Here is a 15,320-nt window from a genome sequence, read left to right as displayed (position 1 = left end):
GTCGCCCCCGCGGGGGCCGGGGCGGGGCGCGCCGCCGCCCCCCCCCCCCCCCCGCCCGGGGATGTACGACCAAGTGGCCTGCCCCGGTTCGTTACCGCAGGCTCCGGGTCAGGAGGAGAGCGGCGCCATCTTGTCGACTATGCCCGGATTCTTGGCGATCCACTTCTCCACGGCTTTCTCCTCATGGCCGGTGCCCTCGTCCTGGATGGCTGCCTCCAGGTCCGCGAGTTGCGCGTCCGACATATGCATGTGCTTGAGCCAGCCGTAGAACTCGGGGAACTTCTTCGGGAAGGACTTGTGGCCGAGCGAGCGGATCTGGTTGACATCGCCCCACAGCTTCTTCGGGTCCTTGAGCTTGGTCAACTTGTACTTGCTGTAGGCCCAGTGGGGTGACCACAGGACGACCGCGACCGGCTCGTGCTTCTTCAACGCCCTCTGGAGTTCCAGGATCATGCTGGGGGAGCTGCCGTCGGTGACCTTGTACTCCTTGTCGAGCCCGTATCCGGGAAGCACCTTGTTCTTGAGCATGTTCATCTGGCCGGTCCCGGGCTCGATGCCGATGATCCTGCCGCCGAACTCCTTCGACCTTCCCTTGAGGTCTGCCATCGTGTGGATGCCCTTGACGTAGCTGGGCACCGTCACTTCCAACGTGGTCTTGTCGTACCACGGGCCGATGTCGACCAGGTTGTCCTTGTATTTGTCCCAGTACTGCTTCTGAGCGTTCGGCAGCCAGGCATCGAACTCCACGTCGACCTGGCCGCCGGCCATCGCGGTGAACATCGACCCGACGTCGTACTGGTGAATGCTGGGCTTGTAGCCGCGCCGCTCCAGGATGTTCTTCCACAGGTACGTCATGGCCACGTCCTCGTCCCACGGGAAGAAGCCGATGTCGGGAGCCGCGCCGGCGTCCTTCCCCAGGTCCTTCTCCTTCACCCCTGGGTGGCCGTCGTCCGAGCCGGAGAACTGCAGCCCGCCGGCGACGAGCGCGAGGACCAGCACACCGATGCCCGCGAATGTCGTGCTGGGCCTCCACCGCAGGGCATGGCCCGACCTGACAGCGGCAGCCTTCGCCAGCGCACGGCGGCCGAGAGGCGAGACGCGCTGGTTGAGCGCACCGGTCATGCGGTCGAGATACATGGCGAGGATGACCACCGCGAGGCCGGCCTCGAAGCCGAGGCCGATGTCCACCGAGCTGATGGCCTGGAAGACGACGGTGCCCAGACCGTCGGCGCCGACCATGCCCGCGATGACCACCATGGACAGGGCGAGCATGATGATCTGGTTGATGCCGGCCATGATGGTCGGCAGGGCCAGTGGCAGCTGTACGCGCAGCAGAATGGAGCGCGGGGTGGCTCCGAACGCCGACGCGGCCTCCACCAGTTCCTCGTCCACCTGCCGGATACCGAGTTCGGTCATCCGTACGCCCGGCGGCATCGCGAAGATGACCGTGGCGACGATGCCGGGCACCACGCCCACCCCGAAGAAGGTGATGCCGGGAACCAGGTAGACAAAGGCCGGCATCGTCTGCATGAAGTCGAGAACCGGGCGGAGGGCCGCGCTCACCGACTTGTTACGGGCCGCCCAGACGCCGAGCGGGACGGCTATCACCATGGTGATCGTGACTGCCACGACGAGAAGCGACAGCGTCTGCATCGCCTGTTCCCACAACTCGATCGAGTCGACCAGGAAGAAAGCCGCGAACGTGAGGACGGCCGCCACCGTGCCCCGCAACCACCAGGCGATCAGGGCGAGGATCGCCGCCATCATCAGCGCGTCGGGGCCGGAGAGGACGAAGTACACGCCGTTGTACATGCCTTGGCCGACGGAGTGCAGGAAGTCGAAGAGCCAGGGCAGCCGGTCTTCCAGGAAGTTGACGGCGCTGTTGACGCCGGCGCCTATGGGGAGTCTAATCACGGCTCTCCGCCTTCCGCAGGCCCTGACGGTCCGTTCCGGCGGCGCCGGACTCAGCTGCGGTTCGCCCGGCCCTCCCGGTGACGCCGTACCTGCATCGGTGTTCTGTTGTCAGCCTGGTCACGTGTGCCTTTCGCGTTGGCCTGAGGCCTGGCGAAAGAGACATAGCACCGCCGGGCCCCTTGGTGGTGCGACGTACGGGCGCGCGGCACATGGCCATGGCAGCGCCCCAGTCGGGCGGATATGCGTCCTGGCAGCCGGTCTCGACATGCTGCCGTGCGATCCGCGCGGCTGCCCGGAGGGCGTCCGCGCCCGGACAAGGTGGTTCGGGCTGCGGCTACCCCGTGCCCCGGAAGGTAAACGGCGGATTTTCGCAGCCGGACCGCCACGCCCTTGGGCTCCCGCCGGTCCCCGTATCGGATCAGCGTCCGGGGCGCGTCCGGCGGCGGAGTGTGCGCAGGGCGTCGACGCGGTTGGTGGTGATCGAGTCGGCGCCGATGCCGATCAGCCGGCGCATCGACCGCCTGGTGTCGGGGGTCCAGGCCGAGACCAGCAGCCCGTCCCGGTGGACGCGGTCGCAGAGCTCCTGACTCAGCAGCCCGAAGCGGTAGTTGAGCCAGCGCGGCTTCACCGTGTCGAGCAGGGCGGGCCGCGGGGGTGCGAGCGTCGTCCAGGTCATGGCGATCTCGGCGGCCGGGTCGGTCTCGCGCACGGCCAGCATGGTGGTGGGCCCCGCGCAGTAGTACGTACGGTCGCCCGCGCCGCACTCGTGGACCACGCCGACGACCGTGCGCACCGCCTCCGTGGTGGCGCCCGGGAGATCGATCATGACGCGGTGGCCGCCGGTGGCCGCGAGCGCTTCCCTGAGCGTCGGGACCCCGCCGTTCGTCAGTCCGCGCAGCTCGTCCGCCGTGATCAGCCCGAGCGGCCGGTCGTGGCCCCACAGCCGCTCCAGGGTCGCGTCGTGCAGTAGTACGGGCACGCCGTCCCGGGTCAGCCTGACGTCGATCTCCACCGCGTCGGCGCCCCGTTCCAGTGCGGAGCGGACGGAGGGCAGGGTGTTCTCGCGGAACAGATAGGGGTCGCCGCGATGGCCCACGGCAGTGACGGTACGCATGGGCCCCATCCTTGCCGACCGCCGGAGGGTGCGGCTACCTGGCGGTCCACTCCGCGGTGTAGGTGTCGATCTCCGCGGCCAGCTTCGCCTTGCCCGGTGCGTCGAGGAACGACGCGTCCACGGCGTTCTTCGCGAGTTCTGCGACGCCGCGCTCGTCCAGCCCGAGCAGGCGGGCCGCGACCAGGTACTCGTTGTTGAGGTCGGTGCCGAACATCGGCGGGTCGTCGCTGTTGATGGTCACCGGCACCCCCGCCTCCACCATCTCCCTGAGCGGGTGTTCGTCGAGGGTGCGGACGGCCCGGGTCGCGATGTTGGAGGTCGGGCAGACCTCCAGGGGGATGCGCTGTTCTGCCAGGTGGGCCAGGAGCTTCGGGTCCTGGACCGAGGTGGTGCCATGGCCGATGCGCTCGGCGCCCAGGTGGTGCAGCGCGTCCCAGACGGTCTCGGGTCCTGTCGTCTCACCGGCGTGCGGCACCGAGTGCAGCCCGGCCGCGCGGGCCCGGTCGAAGTAGGGCTTGAACTGCGGGCGGGCCACGCCGATCTCGGGGCCGCCGAGCCCGAAGGAGACAAGACCCTCGGGGCGCAGGTCCAGGGCGAGCCGGGTCGTCTCGGCCGCCGACTCCAGTCCGGCCTCGCCGGGGATGTCGAAGCACCAGCGCAGCACGGTGCCCAGCTCGGCCTCGGCCGCCTTGCGGGCGTCCTCGATCGCCTCCATGAAGCCCTGTTCGGGAATGCCGCGGCGGGTGGAGGAGAAGGGGGTGATGGTGAGTTCCGCGTACCGGATGTTCTGGCGTGCCATGTCGCGCGCGACCTCGAACGTCAGCAGCCGTACGTCCTCGGGGGTGCGGATGAGGTCCACCACGGAGAGATAGACCTGGATGAAGTGTCCGAAGTCCGTGAAGGTGAAGTAGTCGGCGAGTGCTTCGGGGTCCGTCGGGACCATCGAGTCCGGGTGGTGCGCGGCGAGTTCGGCGACGATACGGGGTGACGCCGACCCGACATGGTGCACATGGAGCTCGGCCTTGGGGAGCCCTGCAATGAACGGGTGCAGATCGGTCATCGGGGTCCTCCGGGGTACGGCGAGCTCTGCTGGTCGGGGAACATCGTAGGCCGGGACCGGGGCCGGGCACACAGGCGCCGGTGGCGGGGCGGACGCTGGCTGCGGTGACACCGGTGCCTCGGCATTAGCATGACGAGCCGAGGATGGGGGAGGCCCAATGTCAGACAACGCACCACACCCTTCGGGGGACCCCGAGCCGCCGAGCGACCCCTGGGCGCCGCCCGGTCGGAAGGTGCCGCTGGACAAGCAGCCGGGCGGGCAGGCGGACCGGCCGCGGACGCCCGGGGCGGTGCACGACCAGCAGACGGTCACGGCGGTCCCGGCCGCGGGCACCGGGCAGCCCGGTCCCGTACCGGCGGATCCGGGGCAGCAGACACCCGGCCCGCACATCCCGGGGCAGCAGGGCCCCGCGCAGGACGGCGCCGGGCAGCACAGTGTCGGTCAGCACAATGCCGCTCAGCACAACGCTGCCCAGCACAGCTCCGGGGTGCCGGGGCCGGGTGCAGGCCCTCACGGGTCCGTGCCTCCGGGCTTCGCGCCTCCCGGGTATCCGCCCCCGGGAGCCGTACCGCCGCCGCCCATCGGACCGAACGGCCCGGGGCCGCAGGGCTCCGGGCCGGGTGCCCCCGGTACATACGGCTACCCGTCCTATCCCGGTGCGGCCCCCGGCCCGCAGGGGAACGCCGCCTACGGCTACCCGGGTTACGGCGGAGGGCAGGGCGGCTGGAACACCCTGCAGCCGGCGCCCGCCAACGGCTTCGGGGTGGCGGCGCTGGTGCTCGGCATCCTCAGCGTCGTCATCTTCTGCGCCTGGGGTCTGGGCGTCATCCTGGGGACGCTCGCCCTGATCTTCGGCATCCTCGGCCGCAAGCGGGCCAACCGGGGCCAGGCCAACAACGGCGGGATGGCGCTCGCCGGGATCATCCTCGGGCCCATCGGCATCGTGTTCAGCCTCATCTTTCTCAGCCTGATGATCTGGGGCCTCGCACACACCCACCACTCCACCCCCGATTACGGCACCGATGACGGCGACACCTACCCCAGCTCACTGATCGTCGGCGCCGGTCACTGAGACGCGGTCGGCAGCCTTCTGCCCCGGGCGGCCGTACGCGCCCGGGGCAGGGCGGGGCAGGGAGGGACCGGGACCGGGCAGCCGCGCCCCGTTCTCAGCCCGCCGCAACGGCCGTACGCAGCCGCTCCCTCGCGTCCATCAGCGCGAAGCCCAGAAGATTGAGCCCGCGCCAGCGCTCCGGCTGCCCGGCGCGCTCGTCGTCCGCCGCGAGCCCGATCCCCCATACCCGGTCCATCGGGCTGGCCTCCACCAGCACCCGCTCCCCGGTAGCCAGCAGATAGCGGCGCAGCGCCGGATCCGCCGCGAACTTGTGCACGCTGCCCGCGACCACGATCCCGTACCGCTCGCGCTCCCATATCGCGTCGTCGAAACCGCGCACGAGCCGCCCCGCCTTCTTGGCGAGCGCCGGATTCGCCGCCGAGAGCGCGGCCCGCTCCGCCTCCGCGTCCCCGAAGAGCCGCGCCTTGGCGGCCATCATCCAGTGCTCGGCCGTGGCGTACCGCACGCCGTCGACCACGAACGGTGACGGCCACCACTGGCTCAGACAGCTCGGTCCGATGCTGCCGTCCCGCCGCGGGCTGTGCCCCCAGAAGTGCAGGAACTTGATCCGCTCCCCCTGACCGGCCCGCCTGGCCAGCGCGTTGATTCGCTCCATGCACGGGAGTCTGGCAGCCGCCACTGACACTCCGTCGTGGATTTCCCGGCCCACGCGACACATGGTCGACCGATTCCGTTGCGTAACCAAAAGGAAACAACGGAATCACTTGTTGATGAACTATGGCTCTGCCAGGATCGGCACTCAATTCGAGCTTGAGCTACGGAGAGAGCACGATGGTCAACAGCTTCCAGGTGCGGGACCGTTTCGCGGGCGGCGCACAGTACATCGGCGGGCAGCTGCGCCCCGGTACGTCAGGGCGGACCCAGGACGTCGTGAACCCCGCCACCGGTGAGGTGGTCTTCAGCTACGCCCTCGCGGGCACCGCCGATGTCGACGCCGCGGTCGCGGCGGCCCGCGCGGCCTTCCCCGGCTGGGCCGGGGCCACCCCCGCCGAGCGCTCCGACGCACTCCACCGCTTCGCCGCCGTGCTCGCCGAGCGCGCCGGTGAGTTCGCGTACGCGGAGTCCCTCCAGTGTGGCAAGCCGGTCAGGCTGAGCCGTGAGTTCGACGTACCGGGCACCGTCGACAACGCCTCCTTCTTCGCGGGCGCCGCCCGCCACCTCCAGGGCCAGTCGGCCGGTGAGTACAGCGGGGACCACACCTCCTACGTACGCCGTGAGCCGATCGGCGTGGTCGGCTCCATCGCCCCCTGGAACTACCCGCTCCAGATGGCCGCCTGGAAGGTCCTGCCTGCCATCGCCGCGGGCAACACCATCGTGCTGAAGCCCGCCGAGATCACCCCGCTGACCTCCCTGATGTTCGCGCAGGCCGCGACCGATGCGGGCATCCCCGACGGGGTCGTCAACATCGTCAACGGCCTCGGCGCGGTGGCGGGCGAGCATCTGGTCGGCCACCCGGACGTGGTCATGACCTCCTTCACCGGATCGACGCCGGTCGGCAAGCGCGTCGCCGAGGTCGCCACCGCGACCGTCAAGCGGATCCACCTCGAACTCGGCGGCAAGGCCCCCTTCCTCGTCTTCGACGACGCCGACCTCGAAGCCGCCGTGCAGGGCGCCGTCGCGGGCTCGCTCATCAACACCGGCCAGGACTGCACGGCCGCCACCCGTGCCTATGTCCAGCGCCCGCTGTACGACGCCTTCGTGCAGGGCGTCGCCGACCTGATGGGCACCGTCCGGCTCGGCGACCCCTTCGACGAGTCGACCGACCTGGGCCCGCTGATCAGCCACGCCCAGCGCGACCGGGTCGCGGCCTTCGTGGACCGCGCCAGGGACACCGCCCGGGTGGTCACCGGTGGTGCGGCGCCCGCGAACGACGGCGCCTACTACCTCCCGACCCTGATCGCCGACGCCGCCCAGGACAGCGAGATCGCCCAGGCCGAGATCTTCGGCCCGGTCCTGGTCGTGCTGCCCTTCGACTCCGACGACGAAGGCATCGCCCTGGCCAACGACACCCCCTACGGACTCGCCTCCTCCGCCTGGACCCGGGACGTCTTCCGGGCCGGCCGGGCGACCCGCGAGATCCAGGCCGGCTGTGTGTGGGTCAACGACCACATCCCGATCATCAGCGAGATGCCGCACGGCGGTTACAAGGCAAGCGGCTTCGGCAAGGACATGTCCGTGTACTCGTTCGAGGAGTACACACAGGTCAAGCACGTCATGTACGACAACACAGCGGTGGCCCGCAAGGACTGGCACCGCACGATCTTCGGGGACCGATAAAGAAAGGGCACCGAGCCCATGGAGCACTTCGAGCCCGACCGTCTCTCCCCGGCCCAGCTGGCCGCCGCGCGCCGCACCCTCGCCGCGCGCGGCGGACCCGTCGCCCGCAGGTCGCTGCTGCGCGCCACCGGAGGCGGCGCCCTCGCACTCGGCGGCCTGGCCGCTCTCACCGGCTGCGGCATCCCCGCGGCCAAGCGCGACGGCGCGGCCCCGGCCTCCACCGACCACTCGGCAGCCGAGAAGGTGATCGACTTCTCCAACTGGACCGAGTACGTGGATGTCACCGACGACGGGAAGCACCGGCCCACCCTGGAGGCGTTCACCAGGCGCACCGGGATCAAGGTCAAGTACACCGAGGACATCAACGACAACGTCGAGTTCTTCGGCAAGATCAAGCCGCAGCTCGCGGCCGGCCAGGACACCGGACGGGACATCATCATCCTCACCGACTGGCTGGCCGCCCGGCTGATCCGGTTCGGCTGGGTGGAACGGCTGGACTCGTCGCTGCTCCCGCACGCGTACGCGAACCTCTCCGCACAGTTCCGTTCCCCCGACTGGGACCCGGGCCGCGCCTACTCGTACCCCTGGGCCGGCGTCCCCACCGTCATCGCCTACAACACGAAGGCGACCGGCGGCCGCAAGGTCGACTCCGTCACGCAACTGCTCGACGACCCGCGGCTCAAGGGGCGGGTGGGCTTCCTCTCGGAGATGCGCGACTCGGTCGGGATGACGCTGCTCGACATGGGCAAGGACCCGGCGAAGGTCACCGACGCCGACTACGACGCCGCGATCGGCCGCCTCCAGAAGGGCGTCGACAGCAAGCAGATACGCCGCTTCACCGGCAACGACTACATCAGTGACCTGGACAAGGGCGACATCGCCGCCTGTGTCGCCTGGGGCGGTGACATCACCCAGCTCCAGAACGACAACCCGCACGTCAAGTACGTCATCCCCGCGGCCGGTTACATGACGTCCAGCGACAACATGATGATCCCGGCGAAGGCCCGGCACCCCTCCAACGCCGAGCGCCTGATGGACTACTACTACGAGCCGGCCGTCGCCGCGAAGCTCACCGCGTACACCAACTACCTCTCCCCGGTGGACGGCATCCGCCCGGAGCTCGCGAAGATCGACCCCAAGCTCGCGGCCAGCCCGCTGATCCTCCCCGACAAGGAGATGGCCGCACGGTCGCACGCCTTCCGCTCGCTCACCAGCAAGGAGGAGACGGCGTACGAGGAGAAGTTCGCCCGGCTCATCGGGTCCTGACCCGGCCCCGCGACCGTCCCGCGCCCGTTCCCAGCGTTCCCCCTCAGCCCGACCCCCTTCCGCACTCCCTCTGTTCCCACGAACCCCCCGGGACCGTATCCATGACACAGACGAATGAAGGCGGCGACGTCCGTCTCGCCGGGATCAGCAAGACCTACGGGTCCTTCACCGCGGTGCACCCGCTGGACCTGACCGTCCCGCAGGGCTCCTTCTTCGCGCTCCTCGGCGCGTCCGGCTGCGGCAAGACCACCACCCTGCGGATGATCGCCGGCCTGGAGGACCCCACGACCGGCACCGTACGGCTCGGTGACCGGGACGTCACCGACCTGCCCCCGTACAAACGCCCCGTCAACACGGTCTTCCAGTCGTACGCGCTCTTCCCGCACCTCGACGTGACCGAGAACATCGCCTTCGGGCTGCGCAGGCGCGGCATCAAGTCCGTCAAGAAGCAGGTCGGCGACATGCTCGACCTCGTCCAGCTCGGCGACTTCGCGCACCGCAGACCGCACCAGCTCTCCGGCGGCCAGCAGCAGCGCGTCGCCGTCGCCAGGGCGCTCATCAACCACCCCCAGGTGCTGCTGCTCGACGAGCCGCTCGGCGCCCTCGACCTCAAGCTGCGCCGTCAGATGCAGCTGGAGCTCAAGCGCATCCAGACCGAGGTCGGCATCACCTTCGTCCATGTCACCCACGACCAGGAGGAGGCCATGACTATGGCCGACACCGTCGCGGTCATGAACGGCGGCCGGGTCGAGCAGCTGGGCGCCCCCGCCGAGCTCTACGAGAACCCGCACACCACCTTCGTCGCGAACTTCCTCGGCACCTCCAACCTCATCGGGGCCGAGGTCGTCGAAGCCGGCTCCGACATCACCGTCCTGGCCTCCGGGGCCAAGCTCCGGCTGCCCGCCGACCGGTGTACGGCCGCCACCCGCAGCGGTGGCAGGCTGCTCGTCGGCGTACGCCCCGAGAAGATCGCCCTGGTGCACGCGGACGACGCCGCGGAGATAGCCGAGGGGCGCAACCGCGTCACCGGCCGCATAGCCGACTCCAGCTTCATCGGGGTCTCCACGCAGTACGTCATCGACAGCCCCGTCTGCGCCGGCCTGGAGGTCTACGTACAGAACATCGAGCGCGACGCACGGCTCTCCCCGGGCGCGGACGTCGTCCTGCACTGGAACCCCGCGCACTCGTTCGGACTCGGCGCGGACCAGGCGGTCGACGCGGGTAAGCCGACCGGGACCGAGGAGGCCGCGTGAGCGTCACCGAGGCCCCGCCCGCCGAGACCCCGGCGGCAGAGGCGGGCGCCGTACGCAGGCCCCCGGTCCGCAAGCGGCTCGTACCGTACTGGCTGCTGCTCCCCGGCATCATCTGGCTGCTGGTCTTCTTCGCCCTGCCGATGATCTACCAGGCCTCGACCTCCGTGCAGACCGGTTCGCTGGAGGACGGCTTCCAGGTCACCTGGCACTTCCAGACGTACTGGGACGCGCTGCACGAGTACTACCCGCAGTTCATCCGCTCCCTGCTGTACGCGGGCACGGCGACGGTCCTGTGTCTGCTGCTCGGCTATCCGCTCTCGTACCTCATCGCCTTCAAGGCGGGCCGCTGGCGCAATCTGGTGCTGATCCTGGTCATCGCGCCGTTCTTCACCAGCTTCCTGATCCGTACCCTCGCCTGGAAGACGATCCTCGCCGACGGCGGCCCGGTCGTGGGGGCCCTGAACACCCTGCACATCCTGGACGTGACCAGCTGGCTCGGCTGGACCGACGGCAGCCGGGTGCTGGCCACCCCGATGGCCGTGGTCTGCGGACTCACCTACAACTTCCTGCCGTTCATGATCCTGCCGCTCTACACCTCGCTGGAGCGGATCGACGGACGGCTGCACGAAGCGGCGGGCGACCTCTACGCCACCCCGGCCACCACCTTCCGCAAGGTCACCTTCCCGCTCTCCATGCCGGGGGTCGTCTCCGGCACCCTGCTCACCTTCATCCCGGCGGCCGGTGACTACGTCAACTCCGAACTGCTCGGCTCGACCGACACCAAGATGGTCGGCAGCGTCATCCAGTCGCAGTTCCTGCGGGTGCTCGACTATCCGACGGCGGCCGCGCTCTCCTTCATCCTCATGGCGATCGTGCTGATCATGGTCACCGTCTACATCCGCCGAGCCGGCACGGAGGACCTGGTCTGATGCTGAGGAACCCGACGCGCCGGCTCCGCCGCCACCTCGTGACCATCGCGGGCCTGCTCACGCTCGCCTATCTGATCCTGCCCAACGTCGTCGTGATGGTCTTCTCCTTCAACAAGCCCAACGGGCGTTTCAACATCACCTGGCAGCGGTTCTCGCTGGACGCCTGGAAGGACCCCTGCGGGGTCGCCGACATGTGCGGCTCGCTCAACCTCTCGCTGGAGATCGCCGTCTGGGCGACCATCGGCTCCACCGTGCTCGGCACGATGATCGCCTTCGCGCTGGTGCGCTACCGGTTCCGGGCGCGCGGCGCGATCAACTCGCTGATCTTCCTGCCGATGGCGATGCCCGAGGTCGTGATGGCCGCATCACTGCTCACCCTGTTCCTCAACATGGGTGCCCAGCTGGGCTTCTGGACCATCCTGATCGCGCACATCATGTTCTGCCTGAGCTTCGTCGTCACCGCCGTCAAGGCCCGGGTGATGTCCATGGACCCCCGCCTTGAGGAAGCCGCGCGCGATCTCTACGCGAGCCCGGTGCAGACCTTCCTGCGGGTCACCCTGCCGATCGCCTCACCCGGGATCGCGGCGGGCGCCCTGCTCGCCTTCGCGCTCTCCTTCGACGACTTCATCATCACCAACTTCAACGCGGGGTCGACCGTGACCTTCCCCATGTACGTCTGGGGATCGGCGCAGCGCGGTACCCCTGTACAGATCAACGTCATCGGCACGGCGATGTTCGTCATCGCGGTGCTGGTGGTACTCGGCGGCCAGCTCATCAGCAGCCGCCGGAAGAACAGCGCACCGCGCTGAGCAGGACGTACGTACTGAGCCGGACGTACGTACTGAGCAGGACCTCGCACCGAGCAGGACCCGAAGGAGTGGAACCCATGGCCCCAGCTGCCATGACCCGTGCCCGTGCCGCATCACTCGCCGCATCGCTCGCCGACGCCGAGCCGGTGTCGTTCTGGCTGGAGGATCCCGGCAAGCCGGCTGTCCTGCCCGCCCTCACCGGGGACGTCAGCTGTGACCTGCTCGTCGTCGGCGGCGGCTACAGCGGACTGTGGACCGCGCTGCTCGCCAAGGAGCGCGACCCCGGCCTCGATGTCGTCCTCGTCGAGGGCCATGAGGTGGGCTGGGCCGCCTCCGGCCGCAACGGCGGGTTCTGCGCCGCGTCCCTGACCCATGGACTGGCCAACGGACTCGAACGCTGGCCGGACGAGATCAGGCAGCTGGAGCGGCTGGGCGCGCGCAACCTCGACGCCATCGAGGAGGCCGTCGCCCGGTACGGGATCGACTGCGACTTCGAACGGACCGGTGAGATCGACGTCGCCACCCGGCCCCACCAGGCCGACGAACTGCGCGACTGGCACCGGGAGACCACCGAACTCGGCTTCGAGGGGCTGGACTTCCTCGACCAGGACGCCCTGCGCGCCGAGGTGGACTCACCGACCTTCCTCGCCGGGCTCTGGGACCGGCGGGGCGTCGCGATGCTGCACCCGGCCAAGCTGGCCTGGGGGCTCAAGCGGGCCTGCCTGGGACTCGGGGTGCGGATGTACGAGCGCACCCGCGCCCTGGACCTGGCGCGCTCGGGGCCGGGCATGGCCGTCCGCACCCCGTACGGCAGGGTCTTCGCCCGTCAGGTGGCGCTGGGCACCAATATCTTCCCCTCGCTGGTCAGGCGGGTGCGGTCGTACACCGTGCCGGTCTACGACTACGCGCTGATGACGGAGCCGCTCACCGATGAGCAGCTGGCGTCGGTCGGCTGGCGGGGCCGGCAGGGACTCGGGGACAGCGCCAACCAGTTCCACTACTTCCGGCTCACCGCCGACCACCGCATCCTGTGGGGCGGCTACGACGCGATCTATCCGTACGGCGGCAGGCTCAGCGCCGGACTGGACCAGCGCCCCGCCACCTATCTGACCCTCGCCGAGCACTTCTTCACCTGCTTCCCGCAGCTGGAGGGGGTCCGCTTCAGCCACGCGTGGGGCGGTGCGATCGACACCTGCTCGCGGTTCTCGGCCTTCTTCGGTACGGCGCACGGCGGCCGGGTCGCCTATGCGGCCGGCTTCACCGGTCTCGGCGTCGGCGCCACCCGCTTCGGCGGCGATGTGATGCTCGATCTGCTCTCGGGCGCCGAGACGGAGCGCACCCGTCTGGAGATGGTGCGGAGCAAGCCGCTGCCGTTCCCGCCGGAACCCTTCGCCTGGGCCGGTATCGGGCTGACCAAGTGGTCGCTCGCGCGGGCCGACGAGAACGGCGGCCGGCGGAATCTCTGGCTGAGGTCGATGGACCGGCTGGGGCTCGGCTTCGACTCCTGATCCGGGACCGCACCGGACCGGCCGCCCCTGCCTGGCCGCACCGGACCGGCCGCGACTTGCCCGGTGCGGCCGGACTGTGACCCAGCTCACTCCTGCCGGATGCCCGAACCCGCGTCATGAAGTGCCCCGCCCCCGCTCTCTCCCCGTGCACGCAGGATTTCCGCGTACACGAATGGAGGCCGGGCGATGGCAGGCTCGGGGGCAAGGAACGCAGTGGAGTGGCTCGCTTCGGTTTCGCCGGATCCCGGCGCGTGCAGGCGGGCGTGGGAGCGCGATCCCCACGGGGTGGCGCTCCTGCCCGCCGGAGTGCGCTGGGACGTGCTCATCGTCCCGGGGGAGCTGGGCTATCCGGCCCTGGACGTGCTGTGCCGGCTCATCGACCGGCCGGGGCCGGTCCTCGCGGACTTCGGTGAGGCCAGGATGGGCTTCTTCGTACCGCCGGGGACGGCCGGACGCTGGATCGGCACGGGCGTACGGGGCGCCGGCCGCGGTACCTGGATCGTGGTGCCGGGTCCGGGCCGGGGGGCCGGCGGGGTGCGCTGGCTCGTTCCGCCCGACGCCGAGGGGACGCTCACCGATCCGGCAGTCCTCGAACTGGCGCTGCACGAGGCCGCGGCGCTGCGGGCGGGCGACATTGGTGACGGACTGGTCTGAACCACCGCCGGGGAGGGGTGGGGCGATGTGTGAAGCCTTGACAGTCTTATTGGTCTGGACCATGTTGGGCCGCGCTCCACCCTCCAATCCCCCCATGTCCGGAGGCAGTTGTGAAACGCCCAAGACTTCTGGCCATGCTCGCCACGGCCGCGCTCGCGATGAGCGCACTCGCCGGCACCGCGCAGACCTCCCAGGCCGCCGCTCCGGCGGCGGGCGCGGCCCTGCCCGCGCACGCCCTGGTGGGCTATCTGCACTCCAGCTTCGCCAACGGCTCCGGCTACACCAAGCTGGCCGACGTCCCCGACTCCTGGGACGTGATCGACCTGGCCTTCGGTGAGCCGACATCCCCCACGTCCGGCGACATCCGCTTCAACCTCTGCCCCGTGTCCGAGTGCCCGGGTGTCGAGTCGGCCGACGCGTTCAAGGCCGAGATCAAGGCCAAGCAGGCGGCAGGCAAGAAGGTGCTGATCTCCATCGGCGGCCAGAACGGCCAGGTGCAGCTCACCACCACGGCCGCCCGTGACACCTTCGTCGCCTCCGTCTCGAAGATCATCGACGAGTACGGGCTCGACGGCCTGGACATCGACTTCGAGGGCCACTCGCTCTCGCTGGACACCGGTGACACGGACTTCCGGAACCCCACCACCCCGGTCGTCGTCAATCTGATCTCGGCGCTGAAGACGCTCAAGGCCAAGTACGGCGACAAGTTCGTCCTGACCATGGCGCCCGAGACCTTCTTCGTGCAGCTCGGCTACCAGTACTACGGATCCGGCCCGTTCGGCGGCCAGGACCCCCGCGCGGGCGCCTATCTGCCGGTGATCAACGCGCTGCGCGACGATCTGACGCTGCTGCACGTCCAGGACTACAACTCGGGCCCGATCATGGGACTCGACGACCAGTACCACACCATGGGCAGCGCCGACTTCCACATCGCCATGACCGACATGCTGCTCACCGGCTTCCCGGTCGCGGGCGACACCACGAAGATGTTCGCCCCGCTCCGCCCCGACCAGGTCGCCATCGGCCTGCCGGCCTCGGTCAACGCGGGCAACGGCTTCACCTCGGCCGCCGATGTGGACCAGGCGCTCAACTGCCTGACGAGGAAGACCGACTGCGGCTCCTACACCCCGCACGGCAGCTGGCCGGGCCTGCGCGGACTGATGGCCTGGTCCGTCAACTGGGACCTGTTCAGCAATCAGGAGTTCGCGAAGAGCTTCGACGCATACAGCTGGCAGTGACCAGCAGCAGCGCCCCGCACAGCAGCCAGGCGCCCAGCACGTCGAGCGGCCAGTGGTAGCCGTGCAGGAGAAGGGGGGGGGGCCGGGCCCGCGCCCCCCGATGAACGGCGAGGCGCGGCCCGGCGCCGCCCGCGCGAGGGCGGGAGGGCGGAGGGGCGGCGCGGCG

12 protein-coding genes and 1 pseudogene are annotated in these 15,320 nt (G+C 69.8%); 9 read left to right on the top strand and 4 right to left on the bottom strand.

Going from position 1 to position 15,320, the window contains the following annotated elements; all coding sequences use genetic code 11:
• Window positions 1–108: 108 nt before the first annotated feature.
• The 3 genes from ACFXBC_RS27000 to ACFXBC_RS26990 all read right to left on the bottom strand — a co-directional run bounded on the left by ACFXBC_RS27000 (window position 109) and on the right by ACFXBC_RS26990 (window position 4,088).
• Window positions 109–1,914, bottom strand: coding sequence for an ABC transporter permease/substrate binding protein (locus tag ACFXBC_RS27000; RefSeq protein WP_385029706.1), 1,806 nt, complete (start codon window positions 1,912–1,914; stop codon window positions 109–111).
• Between the two features lie 418 nt (window positions 1,915–2,332).
• Complete coding sequence (locus ACFXBC_RS26995) at window positions 2,333–3,028, bottom strand: glycerophosphodiester phosphodiesterase (protein WP_385029703.1); 696 nt, start codon at window positions 3,026–3,028, stop codon at window positions 2,333–2,335.
• 34 nt (window positions 3,029–3,062) lie between these two features.
• Window positions 3,063–4,088 carry an adenosine deaminase gene (locus ACFXBC_RS26990; RefSeq protein WP_385029700.1) on the bottom strand — a complete coding sequence of 342 codons (1,026 nt, stop codon included), beginning with the start codon at window positions 4,086–4,088 and terminating at the stop codon, window positions 3,063–3,065.
• 157 nt (window positions 4,089–4,245) lie between these two features.
• Here ACFXBC_RS26990 and ACFXBC_RS26985 point away from each other — a divergent pair, with 157 nt between their 5' ends.
• A complete protein-coding gene (locus ACFXBC_RS26985; RefSeq protein ID WP_385029697.1) occupies window positions 4,246–5,160 on the top strand; it encodes a DUF4190 domain-containing protein in 915 nt (304 codons plus the stop codon).
• A gap of 94 nt (window positions 5,161–5,254) precedes the next feature.
• Here the strand turns inward: ACFXBC_RS26985 and ACFXBC_RS26980 are convergent, their stop codons facing one another.
• The gene (locus ACFXBC_RS26980) at window positions 5,255–5,815 is read right to left on the bottom strand and encodes an NADAR family protein (protein WP_385029694.1); all 561 of its coding nucleotides are present in this window, start codon (window positions 5,813–5,815) and stop codon (window positions 5,255–5,257) included.
• A 176-nt stretch (window positions 5,816–5,991) separates the two neighbouring features.
• On the opposite strand from ACFXBC_RS26980, the gene ACFXBC_RS26975 reads away from it, so the two are divergent.
• The 8 genes and pseudogenes from ACFXBC_RS26975 to ACFXBC_RS26940 form a co-directional block, all read left to right on the top strand.
• Window positions 5,992–7,497, top strand: a complete 1,506-nt coding sequence (locus ACFXBC_RS26975) for a gamma-aminobutyraldehyde dehydrogenase (RefSeq protein WP_385029748.1) — start codon at window positions 5,992–5,994, stop codon at window positions 7,495–7,497.
• Window positions 7,498–7,515: 18 nt separating this feature from the next.
• Window positions 7,516–8,763: a spermidine/putrescine ABC transporter substrate-binding protein gene (locus tag ACFXBC_RS26970; RefSeq protein WP_385029691.1), complete on the top strand. Its 1,248-nt coding sequence runs from the start codon at window positions 7,516–7,518 to the stop codon at window positions 8,761–8,763.
• Between the two features lie 101 nt (window positions 8,764–8,864).
• On the top strand, window positions 8,865–10,016 hold the full coding sequence (locus ACFXBC_RS26965; RefSeq protein ID WP_385029688.1) for an ABC transporter ATP-binding protein: 1,152 nt from the start codon (window positions 8,865–8,867) through the stop codon (window positions 10,014–10,016).
• Window positions 10,013–10,945: an ABC transporter permease gene (locus ACFXBC_RS26960; RefSeq protein WP_385029685.1), complete on the top strand. Its 933-nt coding sequence runs from the start codon at window positions 10,013–10,015 to the stop codon at window positions 10,943–10,945. Before ACFXBC_RS26965 ends, ACFXBC_RS26960 begins: the two co-directional genes overlap by 4 nt.
• Window positions 10,945–11,754: an ABC transporter permease gene (locus ACFXBC_RS26955; protein WP_385029682.1), complete on the top strand. Its 810-nt coding sequence runs from the start codon at window positions 10,945–10,947 to the stop codon at window positions 11,752–11,754. The genes ACFXBC_RS26960 and ACFXBC_RS26955 overlap by 1 nt, the downstream gene beginning before the upstream one ends.
• 77 nt (window positions 11,755–11,831) lie before the next feature.
• Window positions 11,832–13,262 carry an NAD(P)/FAD-dependent oxidoreductase gene (locus tag ACFXBC_RS26950; RefSeq protein ID WP_385029679.1) on the top strand — a complete coding sequence of 477 codons (1,431 nt, stop codon included), beginning with the start codon at window positions 11,832–11,834 and terminating at the stop codon, window positions 13,260–13,262.
• Between the two features lie 186 nt (window positions 13,263–13,448).
• Window positions 13,449–13,916 carry a hypothetical protein gene (locus ACFXBC_RS26945; RefSeq protein ID WP_385029676.1) on the top strand — a complete coding sequence of 156 codons (468 nt, stop codon included), beginning with the start codon at window positions 13,449–13,451 and terminating at the stop codon, window positions 13,914–13,916.
• Between the two features lie 212 nt (window positions 13,917–14,128).
• Window positions 14,129–15,154, top strand: a pseudogene (locus ACFXBC_RS26940) (chitinase); the annotation flags it as partial.
• Window positions 15,155–15,320: the final 166 nt, after the last annotated feature.

Origin of the sequence: Streptomyces sp. NPDC059398 (assembly GCF_042751845.1) — a bacterium.
Classification (GTDB): domain Bacteria; phylum Actinomycetota; class Actinomycetes; order Streptomycetales; family Streptomycetaceae; genus Streptomyces.
The sequence above is the reverse complement of the archived record's forward strand: the minus strand, read 5'-3'. Positions and strand labels throughout refer to the sequence as shown.